Consider the following 14001-nt stretch of genomic DNA (forward strand, 5'->3'; position numbering starts at 1 on the left):
AAAATGGGTCTACCAATAAGTAAATATTAAGAGTTGGTTTTTACGCTTACTTGATCAGCGGTTTCTTTCACTAAAGTACGAGCAAGATCAGTATTTTCTGCACGAGCAGTTGCCACACCCATACGACGTCGTTTGAAACCTTCTGGTTTACCAAACAGGCGTAGGTCAGTATTTGGATTGGCTAACGCCGTATTTAAGCCACTGTAGCTTAAGTTGTTGGCATCTACCCCCGCATAAATGACTGCACTAGCGGCAACACTATGGCGAGCTGTGTTCACTGGTAATCCTAAAATTGCACGAGCATGCAGTTCAAATTCGCTTTGAAACTGCGATGCTAGAGTCACTAGACCTGTATCATGTGGGCGAGGTGATACTTCACTGAACCAGACTTTATCGCCTTTAATAAACAGTTCTACACCAAAAATACCACAGCCACCCAGTGCTGTTGTCACTTTATTTGCAATACGTTTTGCTTCTTCAAGTGCAGCTGGTGTCATTGGTTGAGGCTGCCAGCTTTCTACATAATCACCTGCATCTTGACGGTGACCAATTGGGTCGCAGTAGTGAGTTTCGATTTCACCAGTTTCAGGGTTTTTAGCGCGAACGGTAAGTAATGTAATTTCAAAATCAAAATCAATTTGAGATTCAATGATGACCGTACCTTGGTTAACACGACCACCTTGCATCGCATATTCCCAAGCAGCATCGACTTCATCGAAACTTTTTACACGAGATTGGCCTTTACCTGAAGATGACATCACTGGTTTTACAAAATTTGGATAACCAATATCATCAGAAGCGGCGCGGAAGCTTTCTAGTGAATCAGCAAAGCGATAAGCAGAGGTAGGTAAACCAAGTTCTTCAGCAGCAAGACGACGAATACCTTCACGGTTCATTGTCAGGTTTACAGCTTTAGCAGAAGGAATAACGGTTGCAGTTTGGCTCGCTTCAATTTCAACGAGAACTTCTGTAGCGATGGCTTCAATTTCTGGAACAATTAAATTCGGTTTAATTTTTTCGATGAGTTGTTTTAATTGAGTAGGATCAGCCATATTTAACACATAAGAAAAATGTGCAACTTGCATGGCTGGCGCATGATCATAACGGTCGGCTGCATGTACTTCTACACCAAGGCGTTGTAGTGAAATTACAACTTCTTTGCCAAGCTCTCCTGAACCTAACAATAAAACTTTAAATGCAGAAGATTGAAGTGGGGTACCGAGTGTCACGCTCATGCGAATCATCCTGACAAAATTATTTTTTTAAGCATAGCAGAACTTATGGTGGAGTTAAGCCTTATAACGCATAAAAAATGAATTTTGTCGGACAATTAAGAATGTACTTTATTTAGACATTAACTTGATAGTTTAAAAGTAGCTCATCGGCATTTTTACCACGAATACCCCAATTTTCTTTAGGTGTTTCAAAAATCGTAATTTCGATATCTTGAGGCGCTATTTTGCATTGTTCTTCAATATTGCGAAATAACGTTTGGATGAGTCTCTTTTTTGTTTCTGTACTGCGACCTATAAACATTGAAAGCTCAATGATGATGTAGTGTTGGCTACGGTCTGAAGGATAAATAAAGTTTCCTGGTTTAAGGCTAATAAAACGTTGAAATCTTTTCTCAACCGGATATTTCAATTCTTCAATGAGTGCTTGATGTATGGCATGAGAAAGTAATTCTCGATATTGCATAATCGTTTGTTCATTTGCGTAAATTTTAACTTGTGACATTTTTATCTCTAATAGGTAGATGAAGTTATCTTTTTAATCAATTTAAAAAATTAGTTTTTACGCCAGAAGTTTCAATCTTAAACGCTTCTGGCTAGGTTTTAGTTTATATAAGGAAGATGAGTTTATCTATTTATAAAGGTAAATAAGTATAGATCAGGCCATAAACAATAGCGGCAGTTAAAGTTGCTGGAACAATTTTCTTAAATTTAAAATAAAGTCCCGCTAAAACCAAAAAGCCGATAAGCATGGCGAAGCTCTTATCTGGATTTTCAAGAAGTGGTGGAAGGGTCGCAACCACAAGCATGGCGCTAATTGCAGATATACCAATGCTTCCCAAAGCAATTTTTAACCAGACTGAACCGCGTCTTTGCTGTGTACCTTGTAGCTTTTGTATAACAAAGAATGGTCCAAAACGTGAGGCGAAATTAGCAATACCCACAATTATGCCGACCAGAATAATCTCTAGGTTCATTTTAAACTTCGACCTCTTCTTGTTGTCTTAAAACATAATGTTTAAACAGGCCTGCTAAAATGCCTGAAAGAATGCCAATAAAAATGGCAGCAGATAAGTTAATCCAATAGCAGGCTAAAGCTGAAACGACTAAAGATACAGCGACTACAAGGCTATGTTTTCGCTCAAAAGCCGCTAACAAGAAACTCAAAAATAAAGCAGGAAGTAAAAAGTCTAATGCTGCTTGTAAAAATTTTGGAAGATGAGTGACCTGATCTGCAAATAATCCCCCTAACAATGAGCCAGTTGCCCAAGCCATCCAACTAAATAAGCTAAGTCCTAACATCCAAGACTCAGACCATTGCTGACGACGTTGTGAAAGTTGGATCATGCCACTTGCAAAAACTTCATCGGTTAATCCCCAAGCCCAAAGTGCTGTTTTCTTAAGATTGAGTTTACTTGGAATAAGGTTATATAGGGCTGGCCCATAAAGCACATGACGAATATCTAGTGCAATGACTGTTAATGCAGTTAACCAGATAGATGAACCACTAGCCAAAAGTGCGACAACCAAGAACTGACTGGCTCCAGCATACATTGAGCAAGATAGGAAAAAAGCTTCCCATGGTGTAAAACCAAACTGAGATGCAGAAACACCGAAGGCAAAAGAAACGGGTAAATAGGTGAGTACGATAGCTTGACTATCTTTGGCACCTTGCCAAAAAGTTGCCGTTTGATCAGCCATCAATTGTTGTTTGGACACAATGCACCTTGGCAATAAACCAAATGATAAAAATACTTGAAAGATTGAGTATTGTAGCCGAATTTAATAGCATAGTGCCGAAATGTTTAATCGGCAGTTTGATATGTTCAACGCAAAGATTCGTTTAGTTTATATCGCCATGTTGAGTGCAGGTATTTTTACATTGCAGGGCTGTGACAATGGTAATCAGGGTGCAGAAAAAAAAGTAGAAATTAAACCAGCACCGAAACTAACCAATGATGCAACTGTTTATGCTCAAAAAGCATGGACATTAATTAATACGGTTGAGCATTTGGTTTATGAAAAGCAACTAAGTCAAATCGATGACAAAGTTCGTAAACCTTTACGTCAATTGAGTACAGACTGGCGTATCAATGTGAAAATGACTGACTCAGTGACAGAAGGGAAATACGCGCTTTGTCGTAAAGCTCTCACTAGTCTAGATGTGTGGGCTCGTGAAACGCTTGAAAATAATGATTCGGTTGCTAAGAAGCAGGCAGATTATGAGCGAGATAAAGCTCAATGTAAGGATGCAATTGAGAAGCCAAGTCTTGGAAATACTTCTCCAAAATAAAGCAGACACATATAAAAAGCGAGATGATCAATCTCGCTTTTTTGCTTTTAAACGATAATGAGTGAATGTTAATTAAGGTTTTGTTGCTGGTTTCATTGCGTCATGTTTCATTTGATTTGCATCATGCTGAGCATGCATAGATTTCGTCATGGCTTCATGCTTTTGTTCAGTCATATCTTTTTTAACATCTTGTTTTGCTTTTGCTACTTCTTTCTTAGCAGTTGCTTTGCCGTGTGCAGCAACACATTTTCCGCCTTTATGATTTGGTCCTGTACCGCCTTGTAATTGAGTTCCTTTTGGACATGCAAATGCCGAAACACTTAGCATAGCCAATACGCCTGCTGTAAGAATTGTTGATAATTTTTTCATGTTAATCAGCGCCTTGTTGAGTATTATTGCTCAGCCTGAGTGTAAAATGAAAATATCTGCTTTAAAACATTTATTTTGTGAAATAGAGTTTGAACAATGTTTTGTTTTGCAGCGTTATCTAATTTTTTAATTTAATTTTAAGTTTTTGTTATATAGCTGCCTTAGTAAGAATCACGAATGGGCATGAGCAATTACTTTCAATTTTTCAATATCTAAAATCTCAATTTTTTTAAAAGCAATTTTGATGATCTTTTGTTTTTCGAGCAGGCTTAGTTCATGATTGATGGTCTGTCTAGATGTCGTTAGCATATTTGCCAATTGTTCTTGAGAAATATGAATGTGATGATCTTGAATGAGAATATGATTACCATAACCCTCTAAAATAAATAGAAGACGCTGAGCAAGCCTTTGAGAAATACTGCGTGTTTGTATCGCAATCTGCTCTAAGAAAACATACCTAAGTTTTTGACTGGTTAAACGAGCAAAATAGTACCAGTAATAGGGATTTTCTTTGAGTAGCTTATTTAAGGGCTTCGCAGGAATATGTAGAACCGTACTTTTTTTCAAAGCAATCGCATCGTGCGAGCGCGGTTCATGGTCAATGAGGGATATTTCACCAAACCACATAATTGGCTCAGCAATAGCAGAAAGTGCTTCATTACCATTTACGTCGACATAACCTAAGCTAATTGAGCCTTCAAGCACGGTATAAATGCCATCAAACACATCTTGGGCACGGAAAACATAACTATTTTTTTCAAAGGTTCTTTGCTTACCATGTTCTAGAATAAAGTTTTGGAATGCTTCTGGAAGCGCACTAAACCATGTGTTTTCTTTTAATCGGTTAATATAAATAATGTCCAATATTGGGGCCATCCATGAAAAAAATCATTACTTTGTCAAATAGCTGACAACTTTAAGTTTTCCTTATTTGTACAGTATGACTATATGTTGATTAATAGGGAATAACTCATGTCAAATCTGGAGCAACAGCTTAGCAAATATGCGGCTTACCACTTAAATCATAAAAATATTTTGACGCATTTTATTGGTATTCCACTCATCGTGTTTTCAATTTTATGTTTAACAGCAAGAGCTGGGATAGATATTGGTAGTTTTAAATTTACTTTAGCTATAGTGTTGATTGCAGCTAGTACGATCTATTATTTCACTTTAGATAAAGTATTTGGTTTACTCATGCTGATTCTTTTAGTCGCTGTTTATCCACTGGCGAGCCAAATTGCTCAATTATCTTGGGGAGAATGGTTAGCAGCAAGTATTGGCTTCTTTGTGGTGGGGTGGGTCTTTCAGTTTGTTGGGCATTATTTCGAAAAGAAAAAACCGGCTTTTGTTGATGACGTGATTGGACTTGCGATAGGGCCGTTATTTGTATTGGCAGAATTTATATTTATGCTGGGTTTTAGAAAGCCATTGCATGCGCGTATTTTACAAGAGGCACGTAGTAAACGAGAGATGATGGATTTAAGTCATTAAACATAAAAAAAAGCCCCAACATATTGGGGCTTTTTTTGAGCTTTAACTTATACGTTAAAACGGAAGTGCATTACATCGCCATCTTGAACGATGTAAGTTTTACCTTCTAAACGCCATTTACCAGCTTCTTTAGCGCCGTTTTCACCGTTGTATTGTACGAAGTCATCATATGCAACAACTTCAGCACGGATAAAGCCTTTTTCGAAGTCAGTGTGAATAACACCAGCTGCTTGAGGAGCGGTAGCACCAACTTTTACAGTCCATGCACGTACTTCTTGTACACCAGCAGTGAAATAAGTCTGTAAACCTAAAAGCGCATAACCTGCACGAATAACCACATTTAAGCCTGGTTCTTCCATGCCCATTGCTTCTAGGAACTCAGCACGATCTTCATCTTCTAATAATGAAATTTCAGCTTCGATCTGGTTGCAAAGAGGGACAACAATTGCGTTTTCTTCCGCAGCAAGTTTTTTTACTGCATCTAAATGCGGGTTATTTTCAAAACCGTCTTCAGCAACGTTTGCAATATACATCGTTGGTTTTAAAGTCATTAAACCAAAACCACGTACTAATTTGCGTTCGTCATCAGACAAATCAGCCGCACGAGCTGGTTTACCTTCGTCTAGTAATGGTTGGATTTTTTCTAAAACTGCTTTAGTTGCAACAGCTTCTTTGTCACCACCTTTAGCGACTTTAGTCAAACGTAAAATTGCTTTAGCAACAGTTTCAAGGTCTGCAAGTGCAAGTTCAGTATTGATGGTTGCGATGTCATCTAACGGATCAATTTTACCGTTTACGTGAATCACGTTTTCATCTTCGAAACAACGTACCACGTGAGCAATTGCATCAGTTTCACGAATGTTAGCAAGGAATTGGTTACCCAAGCCTTCACCTTTTGATGCACCAGCAACAAGACCTGCAATATCTACAAATTCCATTGTAGTTGGCAAAATACGTTGCGGTTTAACAATCGCAGCAAGTTTGTCTAAACGTGGATCTGGTACAGGAACAATACCTGTGTTTGGTTCAATGGTACAGAAAGGGAAGTTTTCCGCTGCAATTGCTGCTTTCGTTAATGCATTGAAAAGGGTAGATTTCCCTACGTTTGGCAGACCAACAATACCGCAATTAAAACCCATGAAAACCACTCACAAATGTGTAAATTAAAAATTGTCGCTGATTTTACATGAAAGCCATGACAAAGTCATGGCTAGAGCAGGGTTCTGTTGAGTTTAAACTTTACGTTTATCAAGTTGCTGGGCTAATGCATCACCAGTTGCTTGTACTAACATGACTAAAACAATCAACACTAAAATTACAGCCACCATAATTTGCATATCAAAACGTTGATAGCCATAACGATAAGCGATGTCTCCTAAGCCACCTGCACCAATAGCACCAGCAATCGCAGAGGAGTTAATCATGGTAACAATTGTGACAGTAAAGCCCGCAACAATACCTGGCAAAGCCTCTGGTAAAAGTACATGCCAAATAATTTGTTTACGGTTACAACCCATCGCTTGTGCAGCTTCAATTAAGCCTTGATCGACTTCACGTAAGCTAACTTCTGCAATACGCGCAAAGAAAGGAATTGCAGCAATCGTCAATGGAACAACGGCTGCCCATACACCGTAACTTGTACCCACAATCCAGCGAGTAAGCGGAATAAGTGCAACCATTAAAATAAGAAAAGGTACAGAGCGAGTAATGTTGATTACCCAGCCCAAAGCCTGATTAATCTTTTGTGATGGGTGAATGCCATGCTCAGAAGTACTCACTAGAACAACAGCAATGGGTAAGCCAATTAAAAAAGCAATTAATGCAGATGCACCCACCATAAGTAAGGTATCTACAGTTCCAGTAATTAATAGATCAATGAGCTGGTCGGGCATAGCCAAGTACCTCAAATTGTGCAATTGCTGTTAATGCGTCTTGTCGTATGGATGAAATATCAATTTCTACATTAGGAATACCGATTAAAAGTGAACCAATAGTGTGTCCTTGAATAGTATCGACCTGACTTTGATATAAATTGACCGGTGCTTTAAATCTAGCAAGTAGTTCTTGAATATCAGGAACCTGATGAGCTTCAGCCTCATATTTAAGTTTTATAATAATATGAGTCGAATTTTCATCGGGTAACGGACTGATCTTAAAAGGCAGGGTGATCTGTTCAAGATTCAGCAATTCTTGAGTAATTTGTTGCTCTGGTCGTGAAAATACAGACCAAACTTGTCCAGCCTCTACAATCTCACCTTGATCAATCACTACGACTTGATCGCAAATTTCTCGAATGACCTGCATTTCGTGAGTGATTAATACAATAGTTAAGCCAAGCTCCTGATTAATCTTTCTAAGCAGAGCCAAAATAGTGGCTGTACTTTCTGGATCAAGCGCTGAAGTTGCTTCATCACAAAGTAAAATTTCAGGGTGATGAACAAGTGCACGTGCAATACCGACACGTTGCTTTTGCCCACCAGAAAGTTGTGATGGATAATAGCTAGATTTATCTGCTAGCCCGACTAAAGCCAAAACTTCATTTACACGTTGGTCGATATCTGCTTTGTTGTAATTGGAAACTTTTAAGGGCAATGCCACATTTTCCCAAACTGTTTTTGCAGACATTAAATTGAAATGTTGAAAAATCATTCCAATGCGTTGACGGGTTTGAATGAGTTCGGCATGACTCAATTCAGCAATGTTTTGTTGATGAATATGAATACTGCCAGTATTCACTTGTTCCAAGCCATTTAAAGTACGGAGCAAGGAAGATTTTCCTGCACCGCTTTTACCAATAATGCCTAAGATTTTACCTTGGGGAACATCAAGGTTAATCTCTTTTAAAGCATGGAGTTTTTGACCTTGTGATTGGTAAAACTTATTTAAACCACGAATTTTGATATGGGGTAGAGAAAAATCAACTTGTGATCCAAAACTCACCATCGTCATTCTCCTTATTTCCAGCCTTGAAACCACATACCTTGGCCAAAGTCTTTATCCAGAATATCCTGCGCTTGTTTTGAGTTCTGGAATGCTTTAACAAAGGTTGCTAGTTTTTGGTTTTTATCTTGGTAATTGCGACGGGTCACAAACAAAATTGCATATTTTTTATCAATTGGATCTAAAAATAATGCGCTATGCGGGTCGGTTACCTTTGCCATTTTTAAGTAGTGAGGGAAGCCGAAAATTAAATCGACATCGTTATATGCATGTGCTGTCTGCGGGCCTTCAACCTCAACAAAATTTAGCTGTTTAGGATTAGCAATAATGTCTTGGGTGGTCGAAAGTTCATTGTTGCTGTCTTTTAGCTGAATTAAGCCAGCGCGATGTAGCAAAATTAAGGCACGAGCTAAATTGACTGGATCGTTTGGAATAGCAACACGTGCTTTTAACGGTAAATCATCAAGTGTTTTATATTTTTTTGAATATAAACCTACGTGACTTCCTGAACCCGCAGCAAATGCGTGTAAGTCATATCCTGTTTCTTTAACGGCATTGCGTAGAAATACACTTTGCTGGAAAAAGTTTGCATCAATATCGCCGTTTTGTACGGCAACATTCGGTGCTCGCCAGTCAGAAAATTCAACAAGCTTGACGTGAACACCTTGCTTTTCAACTTCATTGGCAACGCTTTGTAATAGCTCAGCATAAGGTGGGCTAATGCCAATCGTTAAAACATCATCGGTTTGCTTATTTTTAATATAGCGATAACCGATGAGACCCAGAATCACGATTAAAATCGTAATTCCGAGTAACCAAGGCTTATATTGTTTGAACTGAATAGCCATAATCTTTCCGTTATTACTTCCAGCCCGGGAACCAAAGCGTTGGTCCAATCTCAGCATCTAAGACAGCTTTAACTTTTGGCGAGTTCTGATAAATCTCAACAAATTTCTTCAATTTGTCGCCCTTGTCCTGATAGTCATCACGCACTACAAACAAGATGGCATAACGTTTATTGGTATTGTCATCAAGTAAAAGTGCACTTTCAGGGTCAGCTGTTTTTGCTAAGCGTAAGTAATGTGGGTAGCCAAAAGCTAAGTCAACATCATCAATTGCACGAGCAGTTTGTGGTCCTTCAACCTCGATGAATTGCAAGTTTTTAGGGTTTGAAACAACATCTTTGAGTGCAGATAAATGATTGTTTGAATCTTTAAGCGTAATTAATTTAGCTTGCTGTAAAAGTAGTAGGGCACGACCTTGGTTCACTGGATCATTTGGAATGACTACACGTGCATTTTGTGGTAATTCATCAAGGCTTTTATATTTCTTTGAATAAAGTCCCACATGTGATGCTGCACCCACTGCAAATGCTTTTAATTTAAAGCCAGTTTCTTTAATTGCATTGTCTAAGAACGGTTGATGCTGGAAAAAGTTCGCATCAATATCCCCATGATTTAAAGTAATGTTTGGTGTATTCCAGTCAGAAAATTCAACCAGTTTCACATTTAAACCCTGTAGCTTTGCTTCATCGGCAGCAGCTTGTAAAGTTTTTGCAAATGGTGGGCTAATGCCAATTACAAGTTCATTTGAGCCACTTTGACGGTGCTTATTCCAAAAGAATAAAGCAACAAAAAGGACTACAACGACTAAGCCTACGCCTAGCCATTTTTTAGAGGCTGTTTGAGCCATGTCTATCTCCAAATTTAAGCAGTTATTTCTTCAATTTTTGTTAAGTTTTTGCTGTTGTTAGAGGGACTACATCGGAACGCTTGAACAGGGTGCTGTTTCGGTAATTGATCACCCCGATTAAAGATTTTGTTCCGTAGTGAACCCGTTTTATATGCAGTTTTATAGCGACCACGTTGTTGCAGCTCAGGAATGACCAAGCGAATAAAGTCGTGGTGAGACTCAGGTGCAACAGTACGTGTCAAATTAAAGCCATCAATATCAGTCTCATCTAAAAGATGAATTAAATATTCAGCAACTTCTTCGCCACTACCGACAATGAGTGGATAACGACCACCCAAAACATGTTGAGCTTTTAAGTCATTTTTCGTGATTTGTTGCTCTTTAAATTTTTCGGTAATCGAAACAATGCTGTTACTTTTTTGGTAAGGAATCGCTTCATCATCGTCAAACTTACTTAGGTCAATACCTGTTGAACTCGCATAATGAGCTAAGCCTGCTTCAGGACTTGCGTACTGACGATATTCATTAAGTTTTTGTACAGCTAAATCATGTGTTTCAGCAACGACAACGGTTATGCCGACAAAGATTTTGATGTCATCACCTGCACGTCCTTGCTGTTCAGCAAGAGCGCGGATCTTTTTCACTTGTTCACGAATTTTTTCGGGCTTGTCGCCGCCAATAAATACACATTCGGCATGACGAGTCGCAAACTGCATACCTTTCGGTGAAGCACCAGCTTGAAATAATGTTGGGGTGCGTTGCACAGAAGGAGACACCTGAAAAACACCTTCACTCTGGTAATATTTTCCGTGATGGTAGATGGTGTGAACTTTAGTTGGGTCTGTAAAAACACGATTTACTTTATCTTTTTTGACTGCGTCGTTTTCCCATGAACCTTCCCAATATTTATAGCAAAGCTCTAAAAACTCTTCGGCTTGTTCATAGCGAGCATCGTGGTCTTTTAAACCTTTTTGACCAATCAAGCGTTCAGCACTATCTAGATAACCCGTAACGATATTCCAGCCAATACGACCTTGAGTTAAATGGTCAAGACTCGCAAAGCGACGAGCAAACTGATACGGATGCTCATAGCTTAAGTTAACAGTCACACCAAAACTCAAGTTTTGAGTGACTGCTGCCATAGCTGAAATGAGTGTAGAAGGGTCATGGCTCGGGAGCTGAATTGACTCTTTTAAAGTCAGATCAATGCCATTTTGATAGACGTCATACACACCTGTAATATCAGCAATAAATAAACCATCAAACAGACCACTTTCTAAGGTTTTGGCTTGTTCTGTCCAATAGCTCAGCTCATTAAAACGGTGTGACTCATCACGTGGATGTGTCCATAGACCATGATTAATATGCCCAACACAGTTCATATCAAAAGCATTGAGTAAAATCTCTTTCGCTTTAAAGTCTGTCATTACAATGTCCCCCGACGAGGTGGTAGAACACCATTCAGAACATAGTTGCCGATAAAGTAATATTTCCAGCGTGCAGCATCATGCAACGTATGCACGCGTGCATTGCGCCAGAAACGGTCTAGGCCATCTTGTGCTTGACTACCACGGCTACCAGCAAGTTCAATCAGCTTCGACGAGGCTTTTAATGCGATATCGCTACTATGAGCACGTACTTTGGCAACATCAATTGAAGCCTTAGCAATCCTTTCAGGTGTGGTTTCAATTTTTGCGGCATCAATTGATTGAGCAGCTTGTTTTAATAGAACTTCACTTGCTCGTACATCTACGGCAATGCGTCCTAATTCATAAATTGTTAAAGGATCTTGGCTTGCCGTTTCTACTTGTGAATCAATCCATGGGCGAGCTTGATGTACTCTTTGCAAGCTTTCTTCAAAGGCTGCACGTGCAATACCTACCTCAATCGATGCATGCATAATTTGGGCAAAAGGTCCCACTAAAGTTGGTTGTAAAAATGCAGTATCAAAAGGAATAACATCGTCTGCATCTACAAAAACCTGATCAAACTTAACTGTGCCGCTACCTGTGGTTTTCTGTCCAAAGCCAGACCAGTCGTCCACAAGTTTTAATCCTTGTGAACCACTTTTTACAAAGGCTAGATATTCTCGGCCTGCATCATCTAAAACTAAGGTTGGAATACGGTGAGCAAATAAACTTCCTGTGCAGTAAAACTTTTCACCCTGAATGAGATATCCATTTTCGTGAGGGCGGATATTGGTTTGTTTATGAGTTGAAGTTTTAGTTTTAAACTCGGCAAGTGCATTACCAAAGCGAGTGCCATTTAAAACTTCGCCGTATAAACGTTGTTTTTGAGCTTCTGTGCCTGTATTGCGTAAGACTTCTAGGGCATAGAAATGGTTTTGTGGAATTTGTCCGATTGAACCATCTGCGCCACTTAAAAGGGCAATTACTTTAGCTACCGTATGGCTTGAAACTTCGGCACCACCATATTGCTTTGGTACTGTAATTGCCCAAAGCCCAGACTGGCTTAAGGCATCAATTTCGGTATACGGTAAAATTCGCTTGGTATCGCGTTCTACTGCGGTTTTTTTAAATTGCTCAGCAAATTGTTTAGCAATTTCCAAAGCTTCAGCATCATTTTGAATAATGTGTGCTTGGTTTGATGCCGATGTTTGTTTAGTTTGAACCGATTGATATGAAGTCATGACAATTTCTCCTTAAATCCAGGCATGGCGGGCAGGGAAATGACCATTAAGGTAATAATTGCCAATGGCATGTAATTTCCAGCGAACAGGGTCGTGTAATGTATGTACACGGGCATTTCGCCAATGTTGATCTAAATTGTGCTGGCTTAAACTTGAACGGCTACCGCCAAGTTCCAACAGTTTTTCAGAGATTTGTAGAGCGGCATCATTGGCATAGACTTTCGCTTCAGCAACTAAAATTGAAGCTTTCGCTACTTGTTCATCAGTCACATTTTCAAGTTGGTCTAGTTCATCTAAATATTCAGCAGCTTCATCAAGTAATAAAATTGCAGCATCGAGCACAATATTTAACTTACCAACCTCTTGCAGGGTGTAATGCTCAAAGCTGGCTTTTTCAACATTTGCATCAATAATTGGTCGTGCTTTATGAATGGTCGATAAGGTATCTTCAAAAGCGGCTTCTGCAATTCCAACATCAATTGCAACTTGTAATAACTGCGAATAAGCACCGCGATAAGTTGGGACTTGTGTTAATAAGCGTTCATCAAAAATAAGTTCAGGATTAACTTCAACATCATTTAATTTAACTGTACCGCTCGCAGTTGTACGTTGACCAAAGCCATTCCAGTCATTAATGACTTCAATGCCTTGAGTATCTCGGTTAACAATCACTAAAACGACATGGCCGTCAGGATGAACGGCCTTAATTGCAAGCCAGTGAGCAAAACTTGTTCCAGTCGAATAAAATTTTTCACCGTTTAATATATATTTGCCATTTTCAATGGTGAGGGTGGTTTTTAGTGTTTTTGAGTCATGTGTATTACGTTCTGGGCCACCATTGGCAAGACGTTTTCCTGCTAGTATTTCTGAAAAGATAAATTGTTTTTGTTGTTCTGTGCCCAAGATTTCGATCAGGTTTAAAAGGCTAATCTGATTTTGTGGAATCTGACCAACATTTGCATCGCCTTTACTTAAAATACGGAAAACTTGTGCCAAGGTTTTATTGGACACAAAAGCTCCGCCATATTTTTTTGCAATTCGGATTCCGCCTAAGCCTTTTTGGCTAAAGCTTTCGATTTGCTCATGAGGTAATAAGCGTTGTTGATCACGTGTATTACGACCCTCTAAAGCATAATCTGCCACTTGATAAGCGGCATTAATGGCTTGTTGATCATTTTGAATGACTTGGACGTATGCCGTCGTTTTAGATAGAGAATTAGACATAATGACACCTTGTATTGCTGTCATTACCTTACAAAAGAAATAATTTTCCACTAAACGAGGACTTATGCTCAGCTTATGAAATAAAGTGCAAAGCATTTTTTTTGATT

The 14001-nt window shown here is 39.0% G+C and carries 16 protein-coding genes; 2 read left to right on the top strand and 14 right to left on the bottom strand.

Going from position 1 to position 14001, the window contains the following annotated elements:
• Positions 1-26: 26 nt before the first annotated feature.
• From purT to MKL38_RS01745, 4 genes are all read right to left on the bottom strand, one after another.
• Positions 27-1244, bottom strand: a complete 1218-nt coding sequence (gene purT / locus MKL38_RS01730; RefSeq protein ID WP_270902321.1) for a formate-dependent phosphoribosylglycinamide formyltransferase — start codon at positions 1242-1244, stop codon at positions 27-29.
• Positions 1245-1347: 103 nt separating this feature from the next.
• A complete protein-coding gene (locus MKL38_RS01735) occupies positions 1348-1737 on the bottom strand; it encodes a tautomerase family protein (RefSeq protein WP_005041253.1) in 390 nt (129 codons plus the stop codon).
• 130 nt (positions 1738-1867) lie between these two features.
• The gene (ygaH, locus tag MKL38_RS01740; protein WP_003651314.1) at positions 1868-2209 is read right to left on the bottom strand and encodes an L-valine transporter subunit YgaH; all 342 of its coding nucleotides are present in this window, start codon (positions 2207-2209) and stop codon (positions 1868-1870) included.
• Between the two features lies 1 nt (position 2210).
• Positions 2211-2933: an AzlC family ABC transporter permease gene (locus MKL38_RS01745; protein WP_017390503.1), complete on the bottom strand. Its 723-nt coding sequence runs from the start codon at positions 2931-2933 to the stop codon at positions 2211-2213.
• A 121-nt stretch (positions 2934-3054) separates the two neighbouring features.
• Here MKL38_RS01745 and MKL38_RS01750 point away from each other — a divergent pair, with 121 nt between their 5' ends.
• Entirely contained in the window at positions 3055-3525 is a 471-nt protein-coding gene (locus MKL38_RS01750) for a hypothetical protein (protein ID WP_026056091.1), read from the top strand.
• 72 nt (positions 3526-3597) lie between these two features.
• Here the strand turns inward: MKL38_RS01750 and MKL38_RS01755 are convergent, their stop codons facing one another.
• Together MKL38_RS01755 and MKL38_RS01760 are read right to left on the bottom strand one after the other, a co-directional pair.
• Positions 3598-3894: a hypothetical protein gene (locus MKL38_RS01755; protein ID WP_003651320.1), complete on the bottom strand. Its 297-nt coding sequence runs from the start codon at positions 3892-3894 to the stop codon at positions 3598-3600.
• A 171-nt stretch (positions 3895-4065) separates the two neighbouring features.
• Positions 4066-4770, bottom strand: a complete 705-nt coding sequence (locus tag MKL38_RS01760) for a Crp/Fnr family transcriptional regulator (protein ID WP_270902322.1) — start codon at positions 4768-4770, stop codon at positions 4066-4068.
• A 96-nt stretch (positions 4771-4866) separates the two neighbouring features.
• On the opposite strand from MKL38_RS01760, the gene MKL38_RS01765 reads away from it, so the two are divergent.
• Positions 4867-5388 (top strand): Mpo1 family 2-hydroxy fatty acid dioxygenase, encoded by a 522-nt coding sequence (locus tag MKL38_RS01765; protein WP_270902323.1) that lies wholly within the window; start codon positions 4867-4869, stop codon positions 5386-5388.
• A gap of 47 nt (positions 5389-5435) precedes the next feature.
• Here MKL38_RS01765 and ychF read toward each other — a convergent pair whose 3' ends face one another.
• From ychF to MKL38_RS01805, 8 genes are all read right to left on the bottom strand, one after another.
• A complete protein-coding gene (gene ychF / locus MKL38_RS01770) occupies positions 5436-6527 on the bottom strand; it encodes a redox-regulated ATPase YchF (protein ID WP_017390507.1) in 1092 nt (363 codons plus the stop codon).
• Between the two features lie 93 nt (positions 6528-6620).
• Positions 6621-7280 carry a methionine ABC transporter permease gene (locus MKL38_RS01775; protein WP_056479479.1) on the bottom strand — a complete coding sequence of 220 codons (660 nt, stop codon included), beginning with the start codon at positions 7278-7280 and terminating at the stop codon, positions 6621-6623.
• Positions 7261-8337 (bottom strand): methionine ABC transporter ATP-binding protein, encoded by a 1077-nt coding sequence (locus tag MKL38_RS01780; RefSeq protein ID WP_270902324.1) that lies wholly within the window; start codon positions 8335-8337, stop codon positions 7261-7263. The genes MKL38_RS01775 and MKL38_RS01780 overlap by 20 nt, the downstream gene beginning before the upstream one ends.
• Before the next feature lie 5 nt (positions 8338-8342).
• Positions 8343-9176 (bottom strand): MetQ/NlpA family ABC transporter substrate-binding protein, encoded by an 834-nt coding sequence (locus MKL38_RS01785; protein WP_270902578.1) that lies wholly within the window; start codon positions 9174-9176, stop codon positions 8343-8345.
• Positions 9177-9189: 13 nt separating this feature from the next.
• Positions 9190-10020, bottom strand: coding sequence for a MetQ/NlpA family ABC transporter substrate-binding protein (locus MKL38_RS01790; protein ID WP_005041242.1), 831 nt, complete (start codon positions 10018-10020; stop codon positions 9190-9192).
• 14 nt (positions 10021-10034) lie between these two features.
• Positions 10035-11447, bottom strand: coding sequence for an LLM class flavin-dependent oxidoreductase (locus MKL38_RS01795; RefSeq protein WP_270902325.1), 1413 nt, complete (start codon positions 11445-11447; stop codon positions 10035-10037).
• Positions 11447-12670, bottom strand: coding sequence for an SfnB family sulfur acquisition oxidoreductase (locus MKL38_RS01800; RefSeq protein ID WP_151745158.1), 1224 nt, complete (start codon positions 12668-12670; stop codon positions 11447-11449). Before MKL38_RS01800 ends, MKL38_RS01795 begins: the two co-directional genes overlap by 1 nt.
• Before the next feature lie 12 nt (positions 12671-12682).
• Positions 12683-13918 (bottom strand): SfnB family sulfur acquisition oxidoreductase, encoded by a 1236-nt coding sequence (locus tag MKL38_RS01805; RefSeq protein WP_270902326.1) that lies wholly within the window; start codon positions 13916-13918, stop codon positions 12683-12685.
• Positions 13919-14001: the final 83 nt, after the last annotated feature.

The sequence above is a fragment of the Acinetobacter sp. AOR14_HL genome, assembly GCF_027855175.1.
Classification (GTDB): domain Bacteria; phylum Pseudomonadota; class Gammaproteobacteria; order Pseudomonadales; family Moraxellaceae; genus Acinetobacter; species Acinetobacter calcoaceticus.